Here is a 25664-nt window from a genome sequence, read left to right as displayed (position 1 = left end):
CTCCGAGGGGGCCGGGGGCGCGATTCTGCGGCGGTTATCGCAATCTCTCTGCCATCTTCGCTACTGAATTCGCGGCAGACAAGGGTTATCGCGACTGTTTCCGTCGGCTGATCGCTCGGCTACTCTGCTCGGCGTGGAGCCCGCAGCCTTCTTCGTCGCCTCCCGCCCCGCCACCGGCGAGGGTGAGTTGACAGTCCACCACCCGTACGACGGCCGCCCGGTCGGGCGTACCACATTCGCCACCCCCGACCAGGTCGACGCCGCCGTCGCCGCGGCGGCCGGGGTGGCCGCGCAGGCCGCGGCCCTGCCCGCGCACGCCCGCGCGGCGGCCCTCGACCACGTGTCCCGGCGGCTCGCCGAGCGCGCGGGCGAGATCGCGACCCTGATCACCGCGGAGAGCGGCAAGCCGCTCAAGTGGGCCCGCGCCGAGGTCGGGCGGGCCGTGTCGACCTTCCGCTGGGCCGCCGAGGAGGCCCGCCGCTTCTCCGGCGAGTTGCAACGGCTCGACACCGACCCGGCTGCCGGCGGGCGGATCGCCCTGGTCCGCAGGGCGCCGCGCGGGCCGGTGCTGGGCATCACGCCGTTCAACTTTCCGCTCAACCTCGTCGCCCACAAGGTGGCGCCGGCCATCGCCGTCGGCGCCCCGATCATCGTCAAGCCCGCGCCCGCGACGCCCCTGACCGCGCTGCTGCTCGGCGAACTGCTGGCCGAGACCGACCTCCCGGCCGGGATGTTCTCGGTGCTGCCGCTGCCCAACGACCGCGCCGCCGAACTGGTCACCGAACCCCGGCTACCGGTGGTGTCGTTCACCGGCTCCGGGCCGGTCGGCGCGGCCATCCGCCGCGCCGCGCCGAACAAGCACGTGACGCTGGAGTTGGGCGGCAACGCCGCTGCGGTGCTCTGTGCGGACTGGACCGCCGACGAGGACCTGGACTTCGCCGCGCAGCGCATCGCGACGTTCGCCAACTACCAGGCCGGCCAGTCGTGCATCGCCGTCCAGCGGGTGTACGTGCACCACGCCCGGTACGCCGACTTCCTGCCCCGGCTGGTGGCGGCGGTGCGAGGGCTGCGGACCGGAGACCCCGCGTCCGAGCTGACCGACGTCGGGCCGATGGTGACCGAGGACGCGGCCCGCCGGGTCGAGTCGTGGGTGGCCGAGGCCGTCGCCGCCGGCGGCACCGTCGAGGTGGGCGGCCTCCGCGACGGCGCGACCTACCCCCCGACCGTCCTCACCGGCGTGCCGGCGAACGCAAAGGTAGTGGCCGAGGAGGTGTTCGGGCCGGTGCTGGTGGTCACCCCGGTCGCCGACGACCAGGCCGCGTTCACAGCGGTGAACGACTCGGTGTACGGCTTGCAGGCCGGCGTCTTCACCCGGCGCTTGGACGTCGCCTTCGCCGCTGCCCGCGCGCTGGAGGTGGGCGGGGTGATCATCGGTGACGTGCCGTCGTACCGCGCCGACCAGATGCCCTACGGCGGGGTGAAGGGCAGCGGCGTCGGCCGGGAAGGGCTGCGCAGCGCGATGGACGACTACACCGAGCCCCGGGTCATGGTGCTCACCGGCCTCGCGCTCTAGGCCGGCAACACTGCCGGGCTAGTCGGCCTGCCAGGTGCCGTCGTCGCGAACCCGGGCGGGGGCGCGGCCGAGCAGCAGGGTGGTCAGCGCGGCGTCGATGGTGTCGCCGAGGAACCACTCGCCGGCCTGGTCGAGCACGAAGACCCGGCCGCGCTCGTCCACCGCCAGGATGCTGTCCTGCTGCTCGGTGCCGATCGGAAAGAGGCGTACGCCGAGCACCGCGCCGAAGTCCGCGAGGGTGTCTGCGGTGTGCGCGATGGTGTGCGGGCGGATGTCGAAACGGGAGATCCACACCTGCTCGCCCCGGCCCCGCCGCGCGCCCACCAGGCTGGGGAACGCGGTGAGCGCCTCCACGGCGGCCGGAAAGACCTCGTGCCGATTGTTGCGCCCCGGCACCGAGGTGACGTCCCGTACGGCGGCGGCGGCCATGATCTGATCCCCGATGTGTGGCCGCCAACCGGCCGCTACCAGCGCGTTCGCGACCTCTGCGGGGAACCGCCCAGGATCGGGGTCCGGCACCTTCGGCGCGGTCCAGGTCTCGGTGTAGGCGCGGGCGGACTCCGGCAGGACGTTCGCCCGCACCAGGAAGGCGATGCACGAGTCGCAGGGCCGCTCGGCGGGCCCACCAGCGGGATCGCCCGGCTCGCGGATCCGGAAGATCTCGAAGCGCGCGCCCTCCAGCAGCGCCGCCGCCTCGGCCCGCCCCATCGGCGCGATGCCCTCGGCGGCGCGCCGGTGGTCGTACTCGTGCAGGACGTCGGAGACCACTACCAGCTCGGCGTGAGCCGCCCCGCCACGAACCAGCTCGCCGGGGGGCAACTGGTCGAGATAGTCGCGGACCAGCGGGTGATGGTTGAGTGGCACGTCGGCCTTCGTGCCCTGGGCCGTCCAGATCCGTCCGTCGATGGTCAGGTGCGCTGCGGTGTTCGGGGTGGCACCCCGATGGATCTCCCGGACCAGCAGGCTCGACGGGTCGAGAGTGCGGGGAGCTGTCGGCCCGGTGGGTTGGCTACGCCGGTACAGCTCCGCCACCACGGTGCTCGGCACCCGGGGCCAGGTGGTGACCGTGCCGGTCTGCTTGTCGATGACTGTCGTCGGCAGGTCACCCGGCACCGTGCGCACCTCGGTGGGCACGACGGACGTGATGACCCACCCCAGGTCGAACTCGTCGACCATCGCTGTGCACTCGTGGCCGAGGCGCTGCGAGTCACGGCGGGCCCAGGTGGCCGCGAGCTGCTCGGCCTGTTGACGGTCGATCACGCATCGAAACTACCGGACTACACGGATCGATGGCGGCCGGTATTGTTTCGCTCTACCGACGGTGACGGGAGGGCGGCGGTGGACGAACAGGCAGATCGGGGCGTCAATCGCGAGCTACGGGCCCGATTCGACGACGTTTATGGGCAATACCAGCAGCTCAGATCCGGTTTGGACACCCTCCAGACGCGACTCGCCGCGCTGCGCGTGACCCGCCGGTCGGCCGACGGGCAGGTGACGGCGACAGTGGGCGCGCAGGGCCAGTTGATCGAGGTCGCGCTGACGCCGGCCGTCTACCGGGACCGCGACGCTGACGCGCTCGGCCGAAAGGTCACCGAAACGATCCGGACCGCCGCGACGGCCGCCGCAGACGCCACCCGCGACCTCGTCGCGGAGAGCATGCCGGCCGGCTCCGGGGCGACGGACTTCCTCAAGACCGGCGATTACGCCACTCTGCTCGGTCGGGCCGACGCCGTACTCGGCAAAGGTGAGGCGAAGCCATGACCGACGGGCAGCTCTGGCTTGATCCGTCCCGGGCCCGCCGGGGCGGTGCCGACCTGGCGCTCGCCGGCGAGGCGGTGACGGCCCGTCGGGCGGCGGAGGGCAGCGCGATCGAGGCCGCCAGCGGTGCCCGGCCCTGGGGTCGCGACGACATCGGCGCCGCCTTCGAGCGCAACTACAGCGGGTTCGAGCAGACAGTGCTGCGAGCCTGGGCCGGCGTCGGGCACCGGCTCACCGAGCTGGGCAGCGACGTGGTCGAGGCGGTCGACGCGAGCGTGCAGACCGACGGGGCCAACGCCGTCCGGGTCGGCCGGGCCGCCGACCGGCGCTGACAGCCGACGATCCCGATGAGCGTGCTGCCGAGCCCCATCCCGCACCCCCTGGACTACGCGCCGTGGGACGTGCCCGGCTGGATCTACGAGGCCCTCGACTGGGTGGTCGGCGTGCAGTGGCCGGAGGGCAACGAGCGGGCCGTCTGGGACGTCGCCGACCAGTGGTACGCGGTCGCCTCCGTGCTCGCCGGGCCGCACGCCGACGCCGCCGCGGCCGCCGTCGAGGTGCACAACGGGTACGGCGGCGTCGGGGCTGTCGACGCGGCGTTCGAGGCGGCCTGGCGGGGGATCGCCGAGGGCGCCGACGCCCCGCTGCCCGTGCTGCTCGCGGTCACGGCCGACCTGGGCCGACTGGTCGAGGAGTGCGGTTGCGACATCGAGGGCGCCAAGCTGGAAGTCTGGATCGAGCTGGGCATCCTGGTCATCGAGCTTCTCACGGTGGCGGTGGCGGCGGTGTTGACCGCCGGTGCGGCAACCCCGGCCGCCGGCGCGGCGATCACCGCGACGCGACTGCTGGTTCAACAGATCTTCAAGCGGCTGATGGGCCAACTGGCCAGCAAGTCACTCAGGCACGGGTTCAAGGAGGCCGGCGAGCGGGCCGCCAAGGAGGTCGCCCGAGGTGGCGCACGCGGGCTCGCCAAGCGGGTCGCCCGTGAAGGGCTGGAGGAGGCCACCGAGGAGGCCGGGGTCACCCTGGCCACCCAGGCGTACCAGAACTCCACCGGGCGGGCACACGGCCTGGACCTGACCGATCTCGGCGCCTCGGCGGTGGGCGGGCTGGCCGGCGGGGCGGTGGCGCCGCTGGCCGGCCTGGGCCGGCACGCGACCGGGCGAGCGGCGAAGGTCGGCGAGCACCTGGGTCGGGAGATGACCGGCGAGGTGCTCGCCGACAGCGCGGCGAGCCTGGCCACCGGTCAGGGCCTGACCTCGATGGAGGACGTGGCGCGCGCCGCCGCGTCCGGGGCCACCGGCTCGGCGACCGGGCAGACCGACCACGCGCTACGCGCCCGGCTCGACGCGCAGGCCAACGCCCTCGCCGGAGCATCGTTCACGGGCCCCTCCCTTCCGCCAGTGCTGCCTGTCGTGGCGGATGTGGCCTCGACGGGAGCACCTCCCTCGCTCGGGGTCTCGTCGACTGCTACCTCGGCGGGGGGCGGTTCTGCGGGGGCTGTCGATGGTGAGGCTTCGGGAGGTCCGGTCACGGCTGCCGGCATTCCGGTGCAGGCGACGGAAGGCGTCGCCACCACGCCGCCGAACCAGTTGGCTGCGGCGACGTCCCCGGTTGTCGAGCAATCACGAGGAGTCGGGCCGACATCTCCGGTCGCGCCCGACGTGCACACCTCGTCACCGATACCGGTCGCTGCGGTGTCCGACGTGGACGTGGTGAACCGTTCGGTGGGCGCCTCCGAGGCGACACAGTCGACGGGTGGGTCGTTCGGCGACAGAGCTGGCGTTCCGCACCCGGTCACGGCCGACCCCGTGCACTCGGCGGTGACCACCAACCCGGTCGCGTCGTCGTCGGCTGCCGATCCGGTCGCGTCGGCTTCGGCTACCGATCAGGCCACCTCGGCCGTGGCTGATCCGAGTCGGCCTGCGGTGGGTGCTGATCCGAGGCTTTCGTCGGCGTCCGCGCCCGTGACCGGTCCCCTCGAATCGACCGGCGGTCCGGCCACCGGTGCATCGAGTGGCGGGCCGGCCGCCACCGGTGCGCCACCGGCCCACCCCGGCAGCTCGCCGCACCCCACCACCAACGGACCGACCGCCTGGTCTCCGGCGACCGGCCCCTCCACACCAACGATCAACACCGGCCCGGCGGCAGCGATCACCTTCGGCGTCCCGACCACCACCAACGGGCCGCTGCCGGTCGCCTCCACCCCACCGGTCGTGGGTCGGTTCACAGTGCCGTCGCATGTCCCGCCCCGGGAGACGCCCGCACCGGTGCGAGCGCCCGACCATCCCGCCCGGGGAAGGGCGTCGATCCCCGTCGACGTGGCGGCGTTCGGTGCCCCGTCGGTGCGCGAGCCCGAAACCAACGACGCGTACGCGGCGCAGTGGGCCGCGGCGGCGGAAGCCGCCGAGCGGCGGCGCTACCAGGACCACTACGAATCGCTGCGGATCGCGTTCGAGAACAACCGCCGGCAGGCCGAGGCCGCCCGACTGCGCACCCGAGCCGTGGAGCTCGATCGTCGAGCCGTCGAGTACGCCACCTACGCCCGACAACTGCACCAGGCCGGCAACCGGCAGTGGGCAGACGGCTGGCAGCGCGCCGCGAACGAGGAAGCTCGCGCGTACTCCGAATGGCGTGACCTGGCAGACGCGGTGCTGGCCGGCACCACGGCCCCGCCGGTCGTGGACATCAGCGCCACCTTCGAACACGCCAACCGGGACGTGGGCGCACTCGCGCTCGGCGCGGTGGAGACTGCCGGCCCGTCCAGGCTCACCGGCGACGACGATCCGCCACCGATCGACGACTCCCGGCCGTACGGGCAGCCCGGAGGACTCCGGCCACCGCTCGCCCTGCACCAGGTCGACGTCGAACGACAAATGCCCCGCGATCCAGACGGCACCGTCGTCCGCACCGCCGACCCCCGGCAGGGCGGCTGGTTCGGGCTGCTCAACGACGGCGGTCCTGCGGCCGACGCCACCCGAGGCATCAACTGCCTGGACTGCACACTGTCGCTGTTCGAGACGTGGGTGCACGGGCGCCCCCGCGTGTCGGCGCCACGAACCTTCGACGGCTACCTCGACGGTGACATCCGGCGCCCCATCCGTGGCGAGGCAGGTGGCCCCGGCCGGGTGGAAGACGTGACCGGCGGGCGCTTCCAACAACTTCTCGCCCCGACGTCCGGTCACCGTACCGACCCGGGGCAGGCGCGGCAGGCCGCCGACCGGGGCTACCGCAACCTGCACGACCAACTGCTGCTGGGCGGCCACGGCAGTTACTCGTTCCTGGTCACCGAGTGGGCGCACGGCGGTTCGCACGCCTGGGTGGCGCTCAACCAGAACGGCACGGTTCTCTACGTGGACCCGCAGAACGGCGTGGTCCGGGACCGGCCTCTCTACCCTGACGTGGTCGGCATCGACGCGCTGGTGCTGAGCGGAGACGGCCGACCGATGCCGCTCGGCGGGCTCCCCCGGGGCCGGTTCAGCGAACGACCCGACCTGCCGGACCACCCGCCGACGCACGACGACGGCGGCCACGGCGACCCGTACATCAACCGGATGTACCTGCTCCTTGACGGCCCGGGCTCGGCTCCCGATGCCGATAGCGGGCAGAACCGATTCGAGACCGTGCAGGAGGCCGCAGCAGAAGAGCGGGGCTGGCAGGCTGCCGGTCCACTGTTGCCCGCGGATGAATCTGGCCGCCAGTTGAACCCGAAGGATTGCGAGTTCCTCGGCATCACACCCGATGCCGTCCTGGACTGGGCCGACAGGTCGGCGCCTCTTGGCGCTACCCGGGAGCAGTTCGCACGCATGACAGCCGATCTCTTCGATGCATTGCGGGAGGATGGCCTAGACCTGTCAACTGTCGACATTCGGCTTCAGGGCTCATCGGCTCGATTTTTCTCGGGCCCCCACAAGCAAATGCCGACGGAGTCCGAGTTGGTGGACGACCCGGAGGCGTTGGCGCGTTTGCGGGGCTGGTCGCAGGGGGCGCCACTTCCGCTGCGTAGGCCGTTCGACTCCATGTACCGGCTGGGCCTGGAAGAGCCGAGTGATTACGACTTCCAAATTTCCTCGGATGAGATGGTGGAGCGGGCACGGCAACACGCAGCCGAGAAATATCCTGGCCTTCGTGTCGTCAACGCGAGGTACGGTTTTGTGACGAAGAAGGTGGCGCGAGAGTGCTTCCCCAACCTGTTTGACTGGTCTGAACGGCACGCTCGTGACCTGGACCGCGACGTGGTGCCGGCGATTTTCCCTGGTGCCGGTCCGCCGGATCGAGCCGGAACCGGAGTGTCGTCCCACTTCCAAGATTCGGACTGGATTGTTGGGGGACCGAATGTCAGCTAGTTGGGTAATTGATCTAAACGGGCAGATGGATCGAGCCACATTGGGTCGTCTGCGGGCAGCGCTCGGCCTGAATCAGGTCGGGCGTCTTGGCGACGACTGGGACGAGTTGTTCGGCGAAGTCAAACGGACAATCGCAGGGGTATCAGCGAGCGTTGGGCTCTGGCGCGACGTGGACAGCCAAGGGTGGCGCCTCGACATCGACCTGCTGGCGGAGCCGGGCGACTCGGACGTGCAGGATCTGCTGGCTGCGGTCCGGGCGGAGGTTGAAGCGGCGGGCGTAGAGGTCACTTCGATCACGAGCCGCCGATAGGCGGCAAAGTCGAAGTGTCAGGTCGGGTGTACGCCAGATTCGGCAGGACCAGGCCGCCGCTGACCCGGTCCTCGCCCGGCCCGCGAGTTGGCTACCGAGGCTGGCCTGAGCGCGAAAGGCGATCGGCGGGGCCCTGGCGGGGCCGAATAAGATCGACGCGTGGCGAGATTCGGTACGCAGAGCGTCAGGTCCACCGTCTGGGCCTGGCCGGTCGGCATCCTGATCGGTCTGGCGATCGGCATTCCTGTCTTCGGTGCGAAGGGTGGCGTCGCCTTCAGTGTCGCCTTCGGTACTGCCTTCGCGCTCGGCCTGGGTGCGATCAGGGGTCGGGCCGACGGTGACCCCGCCCGGGGCGGCCCGGACGGTAGGGCCGCCGGGGGTGGCGTCGGCGCGTCGGGCCGAGAGTGATCGACTCCGGTTCATTGAAGTCGGGGCATTCAGAGCCCTGGGATAGCCCGACTTCCGTGAAGCCGAGTGGATCATCGCGCACGGCGGGCATGAGCGGCGCGGCGGGCAGGGGCGGCGCGGCGGGCATGAGCGGCGCGGCGGGCACTGGGACAGCAGGGCCGGGCAGTGTTGCCGAGGCGGTGGCCGTACAGGAGGAGTTGCGGCCGTTGGTGGACCTGGTCGGGCCGGGGCCGAGCGCGCCCGCGACGGTGGCCGGCCTGGACGTCGCGTACGCCGAGGGTGGTGATTTGCTGGCGGCGGCAGTGACGGTGGTGGACGCCCGGACCCTGGCGGTGGTGGGCTCCGCTGTCGGTGTGGGGCGACCCGCGTTCGACTATGTGCCGGGGTTGTTCGCCTTCCGTGAGTTGCCCGCGTTGCTCGCTGCGCTCGACCGGCTGACCACCATCCCTGACCTGCTGGTCTGCGACGGGCACGGGCTGGCCCATCCGCGCCGCTTCGGGCTCGCCTGCCATCTGGGGGTGGTCACCGGGTTGCCAGCGATCGGGGTGGCGAAGACGCCACTGGTGGGGGTGTGGGATCCGCCGTCCGCCGAGCGGGGTTCCTGGTCGTCGTTGCGCGACGGTGGCGAGGTGGTCGGTCGGGTGCTGCGGACCCGCGACGGGGTGAAGCCGGTCTTCGTGAGCGTCGGCCATCGGATGAGCCTGGAGAACGCGACGGCGCAGGTGCTCGCGTTGACTCCGCGCTACCGGCTGCCGGAGACCACCCGCACCGCCGACCGGCTGTGCCGTGACGCACTCGCCGAGGCGGAGCAGGCCCGCTGATTGGCTGGTCAGCCCGGCTGCCAGCAGGTCGGCGGGAGGAGCCGTAAACCGTAACGCCGCACACATGCGGGGCGCTCACTGTCCGGTGGGACAGGTGGGCCGGTAGTAGCCTGACCGCGGACCCCATCCGGGGAGAACGGCGAGGTAATCATGACAGTGCGTCGACGCGTGGCACGGCTCGCGGCGGTCTGCGGTCTTGCGGGCGGCCTGGTGATGCTCGGTGCGTCACCGGCGCTGGCCGATCAGGACTCGGTCCGGGTGGGCGCGGCCAGCAGCTTCGCCGCCGGTGGTTCCGCGCAGGGGGTGAACGTCGCGGTGCGCAAGCGCACCGACGGGTGCGTCCTGCTGCGTACCGCGCTGGGTTTCCGCCTGGAGGGTCTCCAGCCGAACCAGGTGGCGGTCGAGGTCAATGCGGGCGGACGCTGGTTCCCGGTGGCCGTCAGCGGCGGCGCCGGCACCGTGTCGACAGCGCAGACGTCACCCTCGAAGCCGACGCTGTGCAAGGGCAAGGGCATCACGGTGCGCTACCGGGTGGCGTTCGCGGCGGGTGCGCCGGGCGGCCGTCTCGTGGTCACCGGCGCCGGTATCAGCGCCGCCGGCCAGACGCTGGGGCACGCCACCGACGCGGCGCGGCTGACCGGAGCGCGGGTCACTCCGTCGCCGACTCCGTCGCGGTCGAAGACGCCGTCGCCGACTCCGAGCCCGACCGAGGTCGCGACCGTCGACGAGGCGGCGAACCCGCTGGCGCAGGGTGGCGTCTCTGCGGCGCCGAGCACCACGGCGACCGCCGCCGAGTCGTCCGGAGCGTCACCGGTGATGTACTTCGGCATCGTGCTGGTGGCGGTCGGTCTGCTGCTCATCGTGCTGCTGTTCCGTCGCTCGCGGCAGGACCGGAAGCCGTCCGACGACGCGCCCGGCCCCCTGCCGGGCAACCCCGGCGGCACCACCTACCGCGCCGGGGGTGGGTTGCCGCCCGCGCCCGGTCGCTCCGGTCAGGTGTACGGCCAGCAGCCGCCGGCCGCCGCCTGGGGTGGTGCGGTGCCGTCACCGCGTCCCGCCGTCGGCGGGGTTTACGGTGCCCGGCCGGACACCCCCGCCCCGGAGGCCACCCAGCCGATGCCGGGTCGGCCCGAGGTTCAACCGAAGCCCGGTGACCCGCCCACCGACGGTGACGGCCACACCGTGTTCATTCCCCGCCTCCCCGGCTGAGCGGAGTACGGCCCGGCCCTCCGTTAGGCTCAGGATCGGTGTCTAACCTGCGGCCAAGGAGTGGAACACGTGTCTGATCTGTCCCAGATTGTGAAGGCGTACGACGTCCGTGGGACGGTGCCGGACCAGTGGGACGAACGGGCCGCCGAGGCACTGGGCGCCGCCTTCACCCAACTGCTCAACTCCACCGACGAGCCGGGTGACGCCGTCGTCGTCGGGTACGACATGCGGGCCACCTCGCCCGGCCTGGCCGCCGCGTTCGCCGCCGGTGTACGCGCCGAGGGCCGGTCGGTGATCGAGATCGGCCTCGCCTCCACCGACCTGCTCTACTACGCGTCCGGCTCGCTCGACCTGCCCGGCGCGATGTTCACCGCCAGCCACAACCCCGCGCAGTACAACGGCATCAAGATGTGCCGCTCCGGCGCGCGCCCGATCGGCCAGGAGAGCGGCCTGGCCGAGATCCGGGAGCGGGCCCAGGCCCTCCTGGACTCGGGCGACGCTCGTCCCGCCGGAGCGCCGACCCGGCCCGCCGAGCGGCGCGACCTGCTCCCCGACTACGCCGGCTACCTGCGCAAGCTGGTCGACCTCTCGGGCATCCGGCCGTTGAAGGTGGTCGTCGACGCCGGCAACGGCATGGGTGGCTTCACCGTTCCGACAGTGCTGGGCGACGCGGCCCTGTCGCCGCTGCCGCTGGAGATCGTGCCGCTCTACTTCGAGTTGGACGGCAGCTTCCCCAACCACGAGGCCAACCCACTCGACCCGGCGAACCTGGTCGACCTCCAGCGCGCTGTGGTCGAGCACGGGGCCGACATCGGGTTGGCCTTCGATGGTGACGCCGACAGGTGCTTCGTGGTGGACGAGCGCGGCGAACCGGTCTCACCGTCGGCGATCACCGCGCTCGTCGCCGCCCGTGAGTTGGCCAAGCACCCGGGTTCCACGGTGATCCACGGCCTGATCACCTCCAGCGCCGTCCCGGAGATCATCCGGGAGCACGGTGGGCAGCCGGTCGTCGCCCGGGTGGGGCACTCCTTCATCAAGGCGGAGATGGCCCGCACCAACGCCGTCTTCGGCGGCGAGCACTCCGCGCACTACTACTTCCGGGACTTCTGGTTCGCCGACACCGGGATGCTCGCGGCGATGCACACGTTGGCCGCGCTGGGCGAGCAGTCGCTGCCGCTGTCCGTGTTCGCCGGTGAGTACGAGCGCTATGTCGCCTCCGGCGAGATCAACTCGACGGTGGCCGACCAGGCGGCGGCGGTGGCCGAGGTGCGTGCCGCGTACCCCGACGCGGTGGCCGACGAGATGGACGGGCTCACCCTGCGTTTCCTTGACGGCGCCTGGTTCAACCTGCGCGCCTCCAACACCGAGCCGCTGCTGCGACTCAACGTCGAGGCGCCCACCCGGGATCGGATGGTCTCGCTCCGGGACGACGTGCTCGACCGCGTTCGCCGATAAGATCGCCTGCGCCGGTCGGCACCGCCGCCGGTCAAGCCGTACACGTGGAAGGAGCCGCGCCATGGCCCTGGATCCGCAGTTGCTCGAGATCCTTGCCTGTCCGGACACGCACCACGCCCCGCTCACCTATGACGCCGAGGCGCAGACGTTGACCTGTACGGAGTGCGGCCGGATCTTCGAGGTCCGCGACGACGTGCCGGTGCTGCTGCTCGACGAGGCGCGCGGCGGCCCCGGGCAGTCCTCATGATCGACGGTACGGCCGGGGTCAGCGGGCGCCGTGACGCCGACGAGGCCCTGCTCGACAACCCGCAGGCGTTGGCCGAGGCCGACCCGGGCGGCATGCTCCGGCACACGGCGTCGGCCGGTGCGCAGGTTCGCGAGAGCGCGGCGCTGGCAGCCGAGGCGAACCTCGCGGTGCTCGCCGACGACGGGCGGCCCCGAGCCGTCGTGATCGCCGGCATCGGCACCGCCGGGCGTACCGGGGACGTGCTGGCCACTGTCGCCGGGCCACGCTGCCCGGTACCGATCATCGGGCACCGCTCCGCTGGCGTACCCGGTTGGGTGGGCGCAGCCGACGTGGTGATCGCGGTGAGCGCGTCCGGACGTAGCCCGGAGGCGCTCGGCGCCGCCGAGGCGGCCCACCGCCGTGGTGCCCGACTCGTCGCAGTGGGTGCCCCGGACTCGCAGTTGCAGTCGATCGCCGAGCAGGCCCGGGCGCCGTTCATCCCGGTGCCCCGGCGTGCGCCGGCCCGGGCCAGCCTCTGGGCGCTCACAGTGCCGGTCCTGCTCGCCGCCCGTTCCCTCGGGCTGGTGAAGGTCAACGAGGCGGACCTGGCGGAGACCGCGGCCCGGCTCGACGCGGACGCCGACCGCTGCCGGTCCGCCGCCGAGTCCTTCGTCAACCCGGCGAAGTCACTGGCGCTGGGCCTGGCCGGCTCGATCCCCATCGTCTGGGGTTCGTCCCCGCTGGCCACAGTGGCGGCACGCCGGTTCGGTGACACCCTGTCGGCCAACGCCCGCTACCCGGTGGTCACCGGAGCGCTGGGTGAGGCCGGGCGGGGTCGGGTCGGGCTGCTCGACGGCGTCTTCGGCGGCCTGGCCGAGGGGGAGCGGGACATCTTCGCCGACCCGGCCGAGGACGACGGCGAGGGCACCCGGCTGCGGCTGGTGCTGCTGCGCGACGGCGGGCTCAACGCCGAGGACGACACCGATGAGCCGCTCGCCGTCGAGGAGCGCCGTGCGGACGCGGTGCAGACCCTCGCGGAGCGCCGTGGCGTGCGGTGCGACGTGGTGACCGCCGAGGGCGGCTCCGCCCTGGAGCGGCTGGCGTCGCTGATCGCCGTTCCGGATTTCGCCTCGATCTACCTTGCTCTGGCACACGGGTTGGACCCGATGGCCGTCCCGGCCATCACCGAGATGAAGGAGCTGTCGAACCAGTGAACGAACGTAGGGGGCGGCGCGCCATGCGCGGACCGGTCGGCTTCGTGCGGCGAAGCGGAGCGGTGGCATGAGCGCCAACGGTGGGACGAAGGCGATTGTCGCCGCCCTGCTGGCCAACATCGGCATCGCCGTCACCAAGTTCATCGCGTTCCTTCTCTCCGGCTCGTCGTCGATGCTGGCCGAGGCGGTTCACTCGGTCGCCGACTCCGGTAACCAGGGCCTCCTGCTGCTCGGTGGCAAGCGGGCGAAGCGCGCGGCCACCCCGGAACACCCGTTCGGGTACGGCCGGGAGCGCTACATCTACGCGTTCATCGTGTCCATCGTGCTGTTCAGCATCGGTGGTCTGTTCGCGCTCTACGAGGCGTACCACAAGTGGCATCACAAGGGCGGCATCGAGTCGTGGCACTGGTTGCCGGTGGTCGTGCTGGTGTCGGCGATCATCATGGAGTCGTTCTCCTTCCGGACCGCCATCAAGGAGTCCAACCACATCCGGGGCAACCAGTCCTGGGTGCGTTTCATCCGCCGGGCCAAGGCCCCGGAGCTGCCGGTGGTGCTCCTGGAGGACTTCGGCGCGCTGGTTGGTCTGGTGTTCGCCCTGTTCGGCGTCACCATGACGCTGATCACCGGCAACGGCGAGTGGGACGCCGCCGGCACCGCGATGATCGGCATCCTGCTGGTCGTCATCGCCGTCGTGCTGGCCATCGAGACGAAGAGCCTGCTGCTCGGTGAGGGCGCCGAGGCGTCCGAGCTGGCGGCCATCGAGCGGGCCGTCACCGACGGCCCCGAGGTGGAGCGGATCATCCACATGAAGACGCTCTACCTGGGCCCGGAAGAGCTGATGGTGGCCGCCAAGATCGCCGTTCCGGAGTGGGAGAGCGCCCACGACCTGGCCCGTGGCATCAACGCCGTCGAGGCGCGGATCCGCGTCGCGGTGCCGATCGCCCGGGTGATCTATCTGGAGCCGGACGTCTACAGCGCCGCTGCCGCCGCGGCCGGCACCGGTGCCGCGGCGGACACCGCCGCGCCGCAGGACACGTCGGGGGAGCCGGCCGGGCGGCCCGGGGGCTGACGGGTGGAGCCACTGTACGGGCCGATCCGGGACTACGCCTGGGGCTCGCGTTCGGCCATCGCCCTCCTGCAGGGGCGATCGGTGCCGAGCGCGGGCCCGGAGGCGGAGCTGTGGTTGGGGGCCCACCCGGGCGCTCCGGCCCACGTGGATCGTGCCGGTCTGCGGGTGAGCCTGTGTGACCTGGTGCGGGACGAACCAGGGCAGTGGCTCGGGCAGCGGGTGTCCGAGCGGTTCGGCAGTCGGCTGCCGTTCCTGCTCAAGGTGCTTGCCGCCGACGCTCCGCTGAGCTTGCAGGCCCACCCGGACGCCGAACAGGCGCAGGCCGGCTACGCGGCGGAGGCGGGGCGCCCCGAGGGGCAGCGAAACTACTCCGACCCGCACCACAAGCCGGAGTTGCTGGTCGCGCTCACCCCGTTCGAGGCGCTCTGCGGTTTCCGGGATCCGGCGGAGTCGGCCGAGGCGCTCGCCGCGTTCGGCGTACCGGCGTTGGCGCCGGTGGTGGCCGCGTTGCGGGCCGGGCCGGCGGGGTTGCGGACGGCGGTGCGGACGCTGCTCGGCTGGCCGGTCGCCACGCGTCACGACCTGCTGGCCGAGGTGGTGGCAGCGCCGGCCGACGGCCCGGACGCGGAGCTGACCCGCCGGTTGGCCAGGGCGTACCCGGGGGATCCGGGTGCGCTGGTCGCGCTGCTGTTGCACCACCTGCGGCTGGAGGCGGGGGAGGCGATCTGGATGCCCGCCGGCAACCTGCACGCCTACCTGAGCGGCTGCGGCGTGGAGATCATGGCGGCCAGCGACAACGTGCTACGCGGCGGCCTGACCCCGAAGCGGGTGGACGTCGACGAGTTGCTGCGGGTGCTGCGCTTCGAGGTGCTCGACGATCCGGTGCGCGTCGCGCAGCCGGTCGGTCCGGGCGTGGACTGGTGGCCTGTGCCGGTGGACGATTTCGCGCTGCACCGGGTGCGGGTCGACGCGGCGGTGCCCTCGGTGACGCTGCCGCTGCCCGGACCCAGGGTGGTGCTCTGCGCCGGTGGTTCGGTCACCGTGGACGACGGTGCCGGCGCGCTGACGCTGGCCTCCGGCGAGGCGGCGATCGGTACGGCGTTGGAAGCGCCGCTGCGGATCGACGGCGCCGGTGTGGCGTACGTGGCGACGTCCGGGCTGCGCTGACGCCAGCTCGGCCGAAAGACACAAGTCCGACTTTCCCGGAATAGCTTGACGCCGCCTTGCCTGAATGTGACTCTATGAGTACGCAGCGTTATCGCGACGACGGTCCGAGAACGTGCGGGGGAACCAAACCGGGGGGATGCGCGGGGCGGGCGGGACGTGGGCGGGAAGGTCCGTTCACCACCGACCGCCCCGTGCGCTGTCCGCGGACCGTGCCTGACGCCAGTCGCCGACGCGCGTAAGGTGGAGGGTCGGCGCAGACATCGTTCGACAGGAGCTTTCATGACCAGCACCCTCCCGGCGTCCGCTAGCGGCACGCCGTCCGAGGCCCGGCCGAGCACGCTCGCCGACGGCGACTTCAAGGTGGCGGATCTGTCGCTCGCCGAGTTCGGGCGTAAGGAAATTCAGCTCGCCGAGCACGAGATGCCCGGCCTGATGGCGATCCGCCGCGAGTTCGCCGAGGCGCAGCCGCTCGCCGGCGCGCGGATCACCGGCTCCCTGCACATGACCATCCAGACCGCCGTCCTGATCGAGACGTTGGTCGCGCTCGGCGCGCAGGTGCGCTGGGCGTCCTGCAACATCTTCTCCACCCAGGACCACGCCGCCGCGGCGATCGTCGTCGGCCCGGACGGCACCCCCGAGGCTCCGGCCGGGGTTCCGGTGTACGCCTGGAAGGGCGAGACCCTGCCGGAGTACTGGTGGTGCACCGAGCAGGTGCTCGCCTGGCCGGACGGGCAGGGCCCCAACATGATCCTCGACGACGGCGGCGACGCCACCCTGCTCGTACACAAGGGTGCCGAGTTCGAGCGGGCCGGGGCGGTCCCGCCGGTCGAGTCCGCCGACTCCGAGGAGTACGCGGTCATCCTCGAGCTGCTGCACCGCTCGCTCGGCGAGGACGGCCAGCGCTGGACCCGGATCTCCGCCGGCATCAAGGGCGTGACCGAGGAGACCACCACCGGCGTGCACCGGCTCTATGAGATGCACCGGGCCGGCACCCTGCTCTTCCCGGCCATCAACGTCAACGACTCGGTCACCAAGAGCAAGTTCGACAACAAGTACGGCTGCCGGCACTCGCTCATCGACGGCATCAACCGCGCCACCGACGTGCTGATCGGCGGCAAGATGGCGGTCGTCATGGGCTACGGCGACGTGGGCAAGGGTTGCGCCGAGTCGCTGCGCGGCCAGGGCGCCCGGGTCGTGGTGACCGAGGTGGACCCGATCTGCGCGTTGCAGGCGGCGATGGACGGCTACCAGGTCGCCACCCTCGACGACGTGGTCGAGCAGGCCGACATCTTCATCACCGCCACCGGCTGCTTCGACGTCATCACCAACGAGCACATGGCCCGGATGAAGCACCAGGCCATCGTCGGCAACATCGGCCACTTCGACAACGAGATCGACATGGCCGGGCTGGCCAAGCGGTCCGACGTCGAGCGGATCAACATCAAGCCGCAGGTCGACCTGTGGCGCTTCGCCGACGGGCACGCCATCATCGTGCTCTCCGAGGGCCGCCTGCTGAACCTGGGCAACGCGACCGGGCACCCGAGCTTCGTCATGTCGAACTCGTTCGCCAACCAGACGATCGCCCAGATCGAGCTCTTCACCAAGACCGAGGAGTACCCGATCGGCGTCTACGTGCTGCCCAAGCACCTGGACGAGAAGGTGGCCCGGCTGCACCTCGGCGCGCTCGGCGCCAAGCTGAGCACGCTGACCAAGGAGCAGGCCGCCTACCTCGGCGTCTCCACTGAGGGGCCGTTCAAGCCGGATCACTACCGCTACTGATCGACGTCTCTGAACCGGGTCGGCTGTTCGCAGCCGGCCCGGTTCGTCGTCCCCACGGCCGTCCCCGCTGCGCCCCCGTCACTTCCGCGATCTTGCAGTTTCGGTTGGAGATTTGCGGCTTTGGCGCGGTATGCCCCCGCAGAAAGTGCAAGATCGCGGGGGCGGTGGGGTGGCGCGCGGCGGGGCGGGTTAGGTGCGGCGGGTGGGGCGGAACCAGGTCCAGATGCACCAGGCCAGCCAGCCGAGCGAAACGAGGGTGGCCAGCGCCTTCAGGCGTAGTGCGCTGAGCAGCAGCACCACGGCCAGCACCGTCAACCACGGCAGGAATCCCCTCACGGCGCCGATCTTCGCACAGTGGGTTCGCCGCAGACAGGGTGAGCTTGTCGTGAACAACTTGACGAGGGCCCTGAGCAGGGAGGAAGGTATGCCTGCCCTAAGTCAGCCAAGGCGTGCCTAACCTACTCGGAGCTCGGATGTTCGCCACCTACCTGATCGGTCTGCGGGAAGGGCTGGAAGCCACCCTGGTGGTCAGCATCCTGGTCGCCTTCCTGGTGAAGTCGCAGCGCCGGGACCGGCTGCCGCAGGTCTGGGCGGGCGTCGGCCTGGCCGTGGCGCTCTCGGTGCTCTTCGGCTGGCTGATCGAGTACACGTCGACCTCGCTGCTGGCCCGATCCGAGGATCGTGAGTTGTTCGAGGCGATCACCTCGGTCGCCGCCGTGGTCTTCGTGACCTGGATGATCTTCTGGATGCGCCGGGCCGCCCGGACCATCGCCGGCGAACTGCGGGGCAAACTCACCGAGGCGCTGGCCGTCGGGTCCCTCGCAGTCGCCGGCATGGCCTTCCTCGCGGTGATCCGCGAGGGCCTGGAGACCGCGCTGATCTTCTACTCGGCCGCCCAGGGAGCTGCCGGCGACAGCGGCCCGCTGCTCGCGTTGATCGGCGGCATCGTCACCGCAGTGGTCCTCGGCGTGCTGCTCTACGCCAGCGCCCTGCGGATCAACCTCAGCAAGTTCTTCACCTGGACCGGCGCGCTGCTGATCCTGGTCGCCGCCGGCATCCTCAAGTACGGCGTGCACGACTTCCAGGAGGCCGGTGTCCTGCCCGGACTGAACGACCTGGCGTTCGACATCACCGGCACGCTCGACCCGAGCACCTGGTACGCGGCCCTGCTCGCCGGCATGTTCAACGTGACTCCCGCGCCCACGGTGCTGGAGACGATCGCCTGGGTCGCGTACGCCGTACCGGTGCTCCTGCTCTTCCTGCGACCGGCCCGGCGTAAGCCGGCACCCACCGCTACCACCACCACCGTCACCGAGCGCGGGGCCGACACCGGCGCCGAGGCCGAGCCGGCGTCCACGCCGCAGCGTGCCTGACCCACGAGGAGAGACAGCTTAGATGCGTACCACCCAGTTCTTTGCGCTGGCCGCCGCCGGTGTGCTGGCGACGGCCGGTGTGGCCGCCTGCTCCGACTCCGACAAGGGTGACTCGGCCGCGTCCGGCGGACCGATCGTGGTCAAGGCCAGCGACACCTCCTGTGAGGTCGGCTCGACCGATCTGGGCGCCGGCACCGCCACCTTCAAGATCACCAATTCGGGCGCGAAGGTGACCGAGTTCTACGTGTACGCCGACGGCGACCGGGTGATGGGCGAGGTGGAGAACATCGCCCCTGGGTTGAGCCGCGAGCTGCACGTGGAGTTGCCGGCCGGCACGTACCAGACGGCCTGCAAGCCGGGGATGAGTGGCAAGGGCATCCGGGGCGCGCTCAAGGTCAGCGGGTCGGCGCAGCCGCTCACCGCCGACGCCGCGCTGGGTGACGCCACCGACAACTACCAGCGCTACGTCAAGAGCCAGACCACCGCGCTGTTGGACAAGACCGAGGAGTTCGTCGCCGCGGTCAAGGCCGGCGATGTGGCGAAGTCCAAGGCGCTCTACCCGGTCGCCCGCACCTACTGGGAGCGGATCGAGCCGGTCGCCGAGATCTTCGGCGACCTCGACCCCAAGATCGACGGCCGCGAGGAGGTCATCGAGGAGGGGATGGAGTTCACCGGCTTCCACCGGATCGAGAAGGACCTCTGGCAGTCCGGTGACATCAGCAAGGACGGCCCCATCGCCGACCGGCTGCTGGTCGACGTCAAGGAGATCGTGGCCAAGGCGAACGCCGAGAAGCTCTCCCCGCTCCAGCTCGCCAACGGTGCCAAGGAACTGCTCGACGAGGTGGCCAGCGGCAAGATCACCGGCGAGGAGGACCGCTACTCGCACACCGACCTGTGGGACTTCGCCGCCAACCTCGAAGGTTCCAAGGCCGCCGTGTCCGCCCTGCGGCCCGCGTTGCAGCAGCGCTCGCCGGAGCTGGTCACCCAGCTGGACACCGAGTTCACCAACGTCGAGGGGTTGCTCGGCAAGCACCGCGTCGGCGACGGGTGGAAGCTGCACACCGCGCTGAGCAAGGCCGAGCTCAAGGAGCTCTCCGACGGGATCAACGCGCTCGCCGAGCCGATCAGCAAGGTCGCCGCGGCCGTCGCCAAGTGACCACCTGGCAGAAAGAGTCGAGTCGATGAGCGGGAGCAGGTTCACCCGGCGCCGGGCGATCACCCTGGCCGGCGCAGGGGTGGCGGGGGTCGCCGGAGTGGCGGCCGGTGCGGGGGCGCTGCTGAACGGCTCCCACGGCCCGGCCGCGGCGAGCGACCACCCGGCCGGGGCGGTGCCGTTCCACGGCGAGCACCAGGCCGGCATCGTCACCCCGGCGCAGGACCGGCTGCACTTCGTGGCCTTCGACGTGATCACCAAGGACCGGGCCCGACTCGTCGAACTGCTTGAGGAGTGGACGGCCGCCGCCGCCCGGATGACGGCGGGGCGCGACGCCGGGGTGCTGGGTGCGGTCGGCGGGATGCCGGAGGCCCCACCGGACGACACCGGTGAAGCACTCGGCCTGCCTCCCTCACAGCTCACCCTCACCATTGGTTTCGGGCCGACGCTGTTCCGCGACGCCGACGGGCGGGACCGCTTCGGCCTCGCCGACCGTCGGCCCGCAGCCCTCGCCGAGCTGCCGAAGTTCCCCGGCGACGCGTTGCAGCCGCAGCTCTCCGGCGGCGACCTCTGCGTCCAGGCCTGTGCCAACGACCCGCAGGTGGCGGTGCACGCGATCCGCAACCTGGCCCGGCTCGGCATGGGTGTGGTGAGCGTCCGTTGGTCGCAGTTGGGCTTCGGCCGCACCTCGTCGACGTCCCGTGAGCAGGCCACCGCGCGCAACCTCTTCGGGTTCAAGGACGGCACGGCCAACCTCAAGGCCGAGGACACCGACCTGCTGCGCGACCAGTTGTGGGTGCAGCCGGGCGACGGGCCGGACTGGATGGCCGGAGGCTCGTACCTGGTGACCCGCAAGATCCGGATGCTCGTGGAGACCTGGGACCGGACCTCCCTCGCTGAGCAGGAGGAGATCGTCGGCCGGACCAAGGGCAGCGGCGCGCCGCTGGGTCGCAGCGGCGAGTTCGACGAGCCCGACTTCGCCGCCCAGGGCGCGGACGGGAAGCCGGTGATCGCCGAACACGCCCATGTCACGTTGGCTCATCCGAGTCGGAACGGCGGCGCTCAGCTGCTGCGCCGGGGTTACAACTTCGTCGACGGCTCGGACGGCCTCGGCCGACTCGACGCGGGCCTCTTCTTCATCGCCTACCAGCGCGACCCGCGCCGTCAGTTCGTGCCGATCCAGACCCAGTTGGCTCGGCACGACGTGATGAACGAATACCTGCGACACGTCTCCAGCGGGGTGTTCGCCTGCCCTCCGGGGGTACGCGACGGCGGGGATCACTGGGGGCGTGGGCTGTTCGGCTGACCGTCGTCCGGATGGCGACAACCGGATCGGCCCAGCCTGCGGTAGCGCCAGGCGGCGCCAAAGGGGGATCATGGTCGCAGCCTGGCGATGGCCCGTTCGCGCGCCAGGCACCGTAGCCGTGGCGCCGCCGCCACGGACCGCGATCACCGGTTTCATGGCGGCGCGGAACGTTACCGGCGGACGCCGGTCCCACCGAACTGAATGAGGATGCAATATTAATCCCATGAGAGCCCGCGTACTGGTGGTCGACGACGACCCCGCGCTCGCCGAGATGCTCGGCATCGTGCTGCGCAGTGAGGGTTTCCTGCCCTCGTTCGTGGCGGACGGAGAGCGGGCGTTGGCCGCCTTTCGCGACAGTCGTCCCGATATCGTGCTGCTTGACCTGATGCTTCCCGGTATGAGCGGTATAGACGTCGCGCGGTCCATCCGGGCGGAGTCCGGCGTGCCCATCGTCATGCTGACCGCCAAGAGCGACACCGTGGACGTCGTGCTCGGCCTGGAGTCCGGCGCCGACGACTACGTGGTCAAGCCGTTCAAGCCCAAGGAGCTGGTGGCCCGGATGCGGGCCCGACTGCGCCGAGGCGAGGACGTGGCCCCGGAGATGCTCACCATCGGGCCGCCGGACAACCAGATCACCATCGACGTTCCGGCGCACACGGTGAGCCGCAACGACGAGGAGGTGAAGCTGACTCCGCTGGAGTTCGACCTGCTGGTCGCGCTCGCCCGCAAGCCACGTCAGGTCTTCACCCGCGAGGTGCTGCTCGAGCAGGTCTGGGGCTACCGGCACGCGGCCGACACCCGCCTGGTCAACGTGCACGTCCAGCGGTTGCGGGCCAAGATCGAGCCGGACCCGGAGCGACCGGAAATCATCCTCACCGTGCGGGGCGTGGGCTACAAGGCAGGGACCGGATAGCCTGGTCGCACTGTGTCGACCTCGCCGCCCCCACCCTCCCCGAGTACGGCTGCCCGCCGGCCCAGCGCCGGCGGGGAGCTCTGGCGTGCGGTGAGCGGTCGGGTCGCTCGTGCGGTGGGTCGGGCACATCAGACCTGGCGCCGCTCGCTCCAGGTCCGGGTCGTGACCATCACGCTGGTCGCGTCCAGCCTGCTGGTCGGCGGGTTCGCGTTCCTGATCGCTGACAAGATCACCACCATCCTGCTCGACAGCGCTCGCAGCGATGTCCGACAGCGGGTGACCAGCGGTGCCAGCTACGCGGCCAAGCAGGTCTCCTTCTACCGGCAGCCGCAGGAGGCGCAACTCCAGGAGACCATCGACGGCACTGTCAACTACCTGGCCGGCGGCGACCCCCAGCAGACCAGCGGGGTGGTGGTGGCGATCACCGCCGACGACTACCCCAACGACATCCAGACCCGCACCTCCCCGTCTGCCAACGTCCAGTCGCTGATCAGCCCCGAGCTGCGCGCCGCGATCGCCGACGGCAAGGTGGCCAGCCAGATCCGCACCGGGCGACTCACCGGCGAGACCACCAAATACCTGGTCTACGGCTCGCCGGTGCCCACCAGCTTCGGCCAGATCGAGCTCTACTACCTGGTGCCGCTGGGCCGGCAGGACGTGACCGCCGCCGACGCCCGAGCCACGGTCGTGGCCACCGGAGTCGCGCTGGTGATCCTGCTCGGGTTGCTCGCGGCGTTGGTGACCCGGCTGGTGGTCAACCCGGTCCGGGTCGCCGCGCGGACCGCCCAGCGGCTCTCCGCGGGCCTGCTCGACCAGCGGATGGTGGTCAACGGCGAGGACGACCTGGCCCTGCTCGCCGCGTCGTTCAACCAGATGGCCACCAACCTGCAACGGCAGATCCTGCGGCTGGAGGAGATGTCCCGGTTGCAGCGCCGCTTCACCTCCGACGTCTCGCACGAGCTGCGTACCCCGTTGACCACGGTTCGGATGGCCGCTGACCTGATCTTCGCCGAGCGCGACGAGTTCGACCCGGCGGTCGCCCGCAGCGCGGAGCTGCTCCAGGCCGAGTTGGACCGATTCGAGGAACTGCTGACCGACCTGCTGGAGATCAGCCGGTTCGACGCGGGCTTCGCCATGCTGGATTCCGAACCGACCGACCTGGTGCCGGTGGTGCACCGGGTGGTCGACCGGCTGGCTGGCCTGGCCGAGCGGGTGGGCGTACCCATCGAACTCGACCTGCCGGGCACGCCGGTGATCGCCGAGGTCGACCCGCGCCGGGTCGAGCGGGTGTTGCGCAACCTGGTCGGCAACGCCGTCGAGCACGGCGAGGCCCGCCCGGTGCTGATCACCCTCGGCATCGACGAGACCGCCGTGGCGATCACCGTCCGCGACCACGGTGTGGGGCTGAAGGTGGGCGAGGAGAAGTTGGTGTTCAACCGGTTCTGGCGGGCGGACCCGTCCCGGGCTCGGCAGACCGGGGGCACCGGCCTGGGCCTGTCGATCAGCCTGGAGGACGCTCGGCTGCACGGCGGCTGGCTGGAGGCGTGGGGTGCCCCCGGGCAGGGCGCGCAGTTCCGGCTCACCCTGCCGGCCCGTGCGGGCGATCGGCTGACCACCTCGCCGCTGCGGCTGGTGCCGGCCGACGCCGCCCTGCCGTTCGGCGGCCCCCGCGACGGTGGGCCACTGGCCATCGGGCCCGGCACCGGCGGGGCGTTGGCGATCGGCCCGGCTCCGGTTGGGGACGGCCAGCGGACGGAGGTGCGCTCGTGAGACGGCCGACTCTGCTCGGGGCGTTCGGCGTGATGGTGCTGCTGGGGGCCGGCTGTGGCATCCCGGCGGCGTCCGACGTGCGGGTGGACGGCAAGGGCGGCGCCGCGACCGAGGCCGGCGTGATCAGTCGGGGCAGTGAGCCACCGACGCGGACGGCCAGCGGCAGCGTCAACGAGGCCTTCGTCCGCAACTTCCTGTCCGCCGCCGCCGGCGAGCCGGATCGGGCGTACGAGCGGGTCAAGGCGTACATCGCCCCGGAGGACAAGAGCCGCCTACAGGACAAGAAGGGCAGCGAGGTCGCGCTGAACGTGGTCCGGCTGCGCGAGGCGGTCTACACCCTCAACAGAGACTCGACCACGACCGTGAAGATCGCCGTGCAGCAGATCGGCGTGCTGCGGGCCAACGGCACCCTGGCCCCACCGGTGTCGACCGAGACGGAGTACGAGTTCGGCCTGCGCAGCGCGTCCTTCAACGGCGGCGTCAACGACGAACGGGCCGGCTTGTACGTGATCAACCCGCCCAACGTGCTGCTGCTCAGCGACACCGCCCTTCAGCAGTACTACCAGAGCGAGACGATCTACTTCTGGAGTTCGGACCGCAGCCGCCTGGTGCCCGATCAGCGCTACCGGCCGCAGGCGGTGCCGGTCGAGCGGCAGGTCAACGAGGTGGTGAAGTGGCTGGTCGGCGGTCCCTCCGACTGGTTGCGCCCGGGAGTCGTCGGGCTTCCGGACCGCACCGAGCTGATCAACAACGCCACCGGCGGCAACGGTCGGTGGGAGGTCAACCTGGACATGTCCGGTGACGACCAGAGCGGGATCGATCAGTTGATCACGCAGATCGCCTGGTCGTTGGGCGACCTCACCGGTCAGCTGGAGTTGAAGGTCCGTAACAACGCGCAGCCCGTGGTGGACCTGGGCGAGCGACGAGACTCCCAGGTGCTCTATCCGTATGCCGCCAGCCCGCAGCGGTTCGGTGTGTACGACGGGGCGATCCACCCACTCGACTTCGACGGCGAGCCCAGCGGCACTGTGCCGTTGACACCCGAGGCCAACCGTAACGTCGTCTCCGCCGGCCTCGGGCTGGCCAAGGACCGCCGGATCCTCGCCGCGATGGTGGTCGCCGGCAGCGGCAAGAACCGGTACCGACTCGCCGTGGGCACCGGCGTCGACCCGGTCTCCGTGATCAGCCGCAGCGGCACCGAGTACTCCTCGATCGGCCGACCGGTCTGGCTGCGTACCGTCGACAACCGCCCCAGCCGCGGCCTGGTGGTGGCCGACGGGCAGCTCTACCGGTTCGACGAGGCGGCCCGGATGTATCCGGTGCCGCTCAACCTGCCGTCCGCCGCGGTCACCGCGGTGGCCGCCGCGCTGGACGGCCAGCGGGTGGCACTGATCGCTGGCGGCCGTCTCTACGTCGCCGCGGTCAACCTCGACGGCGGCGGGGCCTCCGTCGGTCCGCCCCGAGAGTTGGTCACCTCGCTGACCAACCCCACGGCGGTTGACTGGGGCGGGGAGGACCAGCTGGTGGTGGCGGGGTCGGTCGGCCAGCCGGCGATCTACGAGATCAGTGTCGACGGCGCCCTGGAGACGCCGTTGAAGACCGACCTCGGTGCCAAGGTCAACCATCTGACCGCGTATCCGACCAACCGCAGTGTGCGGGCGTCCAGCGGGGCGTACATGTACGAGGCGAACGGGGTGGCCTACCGCAGCAGCCCGTTCGAACGGATCGAGCCCGACCGGGTACGCGACATCGCCCCGGTGCCGACCGGCGTGCGCCCGAGCAGCCCGTCCGCCCCGTTCTTCCTCTACTGACCC

At 71.3% G+C, this 25664-nt stretch carries 22 protein-coding genes; 20 read left to right on the top strand and 2 right to left on the bottom strand.

Annotated features, from left to right (window positions below; translation table 11 throughout):
* Positions 1 to 133 precede the first annotated feature (133 nt).
* Positions 134 to 1573, top strand: coding sequence for an aldehyde dehydrogenase family protein (locus AB0K35_RS22590; protein ID WP_363887321.1), 1440 nt, complete (start codon positions 134 to 136; stop codon positions 1571 to 1573).
* Positions 1574 to 1591: 18 nt separating this feature from the next.
* Here AB0K35_RS22590 and AB0K35_RS22585 read toward each other — a convergent pair whose 3' ends face one another.
* Positions 1592 to 2833 carry an SUKH-3 domain-containing protein gene (locus tag AB0K35_RS22585; protein ID WP_363887319.1) on the bottom strand — a complete coding sequence of 414 codons (1242 nt, stop codon included), beginning with the start codon at positions 2831 to 2833 and terminating at the stop codon, positions 1592 to 1594.
* A 78-nt stretch (positions 2834 to 2911) separates the two neighbouring features.
* Here AB0K35_RS22585 and AB0K35_RS22580 point away from each other — a divergent pair, with 78 nt between their 5' ends.
* From AB0K35_RS22580 to ahcY, 13 genes are all read left to right on the top strand, one after another.
* Entirely contained in the window at positions 2912 to 3334 is a 423-nt protein-coding gene (locus tag AB0K35_RS22580) for a YbaB/EbfC family nucleoid-associated protein (protein ID WP_238666610.1), read from the top strand.
* Entirely contained in the window at positions 3331 to 3663 is a 333-nt protein-coding gene (locus tag AB0K35_RS22575) for a hypothetical protein (RefSeq protein ID WP_238666609.1), read from the top strand. The genes AB0K35_RS22580 and AB0K35_RS22575 overlap by 4 nt, the downstream gene beginning before the upstream one ends.
* A gap of 15 nt (positions 3664 to 3678) precedes the next feature.
* Positions 3679 to 7677 carry a toxin glutamine deamidase domain-containing protein gene (locus tag AB0K35_RS22570; protein ID WP_363887316.1) on the top strand — a complete coding sequence of 1333 codons (3999 nt, stop codon included), beginning with the start codon at positions 3679 to 3681 and terminating at the stop codon, positions 7675 to 7677.
* A gap of 25 nt (positions 7678 to 7702) precedes the next feature.
* On the top strand, positions 7703 to 7987 hold the full coding sequence (locus AB0K35_RS22565; protein ID WP_363887314.1) for a hypothetical protein: 285 nt from the start codon (positions 7703 to 7705) through the stop codon (positions 7985 to 7987).
* 159 nt (positions 7988 to 8146) lie between these two features.
* Positions 8147 to 8395, top strand: coding sequence for a hypothetical protein (locus AB0K35_RS22560; protein ID WP_363887312.1), 249 nt, complete (start codon positions 8147 to 8149; stop codon positions 8393 to 8395).
* 125 nt (positions 8396 to 8520) lie between these two features.
* Positions 8521 to 9216 (top strand): deoxyribonuclease V, encoded by a 696-nt coding sequence (gene nfi / locus AB0K35_RS22555; RefSeq protein WP_363887381.1) that lies wholly within the window; start codon positions 8521 to 8523, stop codon positions 9214 to 9216.
* 150 nt (positions 9217 to 9366) lie between these two features.
* Positions 9367 to 10425, top strand: coding sequence for a hypothetical protein (locus AB0K35_RS22550; RefSeq protein ID WP_363887309.1), 1059 nt, complete (start codon positions 9367 to 9369; stop codon positions 10423 to 10425).
* 69 nt (positions 10426 to 10494) lie between these two features.
* Positions 10495 to 11880 (top strand): phosphomannomutase/phosphoglucomutase, encoded by a 1386-nt coding sequence (locus tag AB0K35_RS22545; protein WP_357270747.1) that lies wholly within the window; start codon positions 10495 to 10497, stop codon positions 11878 to 11880.
* A gap of 61 nt (positions 11881 to 11941) precedes the next feature.
* Positions 11942 to 12127, top strand: coding sequence for a Trm112 family protein (locus AB0K35_RS22540; protein ID WP_091394023.1), 186 nt, complete (start codon positions 11942 to 11944; stop codon positions 12125 to 12127).
* Positions 12124 to 13320 (top strand): SIS domain-containing protein, encoded by a 1197-nt coding sequence (locus AB0K35_RS22535; protein WP_091394020.1) that lies wholly within the window; start codon positions 12124 to 12126, stop codon positions 13318 to 13320. The genes AB0K35_RS22540 and AB0K35_RS22535 overlap by 4 nt, the downstream gene beginning before the upstream one ends.
* Before the next feature lie 67 nt (positions 13321 to 13387).
* On the top strand, positions 13388 to 14389 hold the full coding sequence (locus AB0K35_RS22530) for a cation diffusion facilitator family transporter (RefSeq protein ID WP_363887306.1): 1002 nt from the start codon (positions 13388 to 13390) through the stop codon (positions 14387 to 14389).
* Positions 14390 to 14392: 3 nt separating this feature from the next.
* Complete coding sequence (gene manA, locus AB0K35_RS22525) at positions 14393 to 15556, top strand: mannose-6-phosphate isomerase, class I (protein WP_363887305.1); 1164 nt, start codon at positions 14393 to 14395, stop codon at positions 15554 to 15556.
* Positions 15557 to 15835: 279 nt separating this feature from the next.
* Positions 15836 to 17335 carry an adenosylhomocysteinase gene (ahcY, locus tag AB0K35_RS22520; protein ID WP_091394012.1) on the top strand — a complete coding sequence of 500 codons (1500 nt, stop codon included), beginning with the start codon at positions 15836 to 15838 and terminating at the stop codon, positions 17333 to 17335.
* 189 nt (positions 17336 to 17524) lie between these two features.
* Here ahcY and AB0K35_RS22515 read toward each other — a convergent pair whose 3' ends face one another.
* The gene (locus AB0K35_RS22515) at positions 17525 to 17671 is read right to left on the bottom strand and encodes a hypothetical protein (protein WP_238666600.1); all 147 of its coding nucleotides are present in this window, start codon (positions 17669 to 17671) and stop codon (positions 17525 to 17527) included.
* A 137-nt stretch (positions 17672 to 17808) separates the two neighbouring features.
* Here AB0K35_RS22515 and efeU point away from each other — a divergent pair, with 137 nt between their 5' ends.
* From efeU to AB0K35_RS22485, 6 genes are all read left to right on the top strand, one after another.
* A complete protein-coding gene (gene efeU, locus AB0K35_RS22510; protein WP_238666599.1) occupies positions 17809 to 18708 on the top strand; it encodes an iron uptake transporter permease EfeU in 900 nt (299 codons plus the stop codon).
* 22 nt (positions 18709 to 18730) lie between these two features.
* Positions 18731 to 19864 (top strand): iron uptake system protein EfeO, encoded by a 1134-nt coding sequence (gene efeO, locus AB0K35_RS22505; RefSeq protein WP_238666598.1) that lies wholly within the window; start codon positions 18731 to 18733, stop codon positions 19862 to 19864.
* A gap of 25 nt (positions 19865 to 19889) precedes the next feature.
* Entirely contained in the window at positions 19890 to 21167 is a 1278-nt protein-coding gene (gene efeB, locus AB0K35_RS22500; RefSeq protein ID WP_363887302.1) for an iron uptake transporter deferrochelatase/peroxidase subunit, read from the top strand.
* Between the two features lie 223 nt (positions 21168 to 21390).
* Positions 21391 to 22080 carry an MtrAB system response regulator MtrA gene (gene mtrA, locus AB0K35_RS22495; protein WP_030331519.1) on the top strand — a complete coding sequence of 230 codons (690 nt, stop codon included), beginning with the start codon at positions 21391 to 21393 and terminating at the stop codon, positions 22078 to 22080.
* A 12-nt stretch (positions 22081 to 22092) separates the two neighbouring features.
* The gene (gene mtrB / locus AB0K35_RS22490; RefSeq protein ID WP_238666596.1) at positions 22093 to 23850 is read left to right on the top strand and encodes an MtrAB system histidine kinase MtrB; all 1758 of its coding nucleotides are present in this window, start codon (positions 22093 to 22095) and stop codon (positions 23848 to 23850) included.
* Positions 23851 to 23882: 32 nt separating this feature from the next.
* Positions 23883 to 25661: an LpqB family beta-propeller domain-containing protein gene (locus AB0K35_RS22485; RefSeq protein ID WP_238666749.1), complete on the top strand. Its 1779-nt coding sequence runs from the start codon at positions 23883 to 23885 to the stop codon at positions 25659 to 25661.
* Positions 25662 to 25664 lie beyond the last annotated feature (3 nt).

Source organism: Micromonospora sp. NPDC053740, from assembly GCF_040677775.1.
In the GTDB taxonomy this organism is placed as follows: Bacteria; Actinomycetota; Actinomycetes; order Mycobacteriales; family Micromonosporaceae; genus Micromonospora; species Micromonospora alfalfae.
The sequence above is the reverse complement of the archived record's forward strand: the minus strand, read 5'-3'. Positions and strand labels throughout refer to the sequence as shown.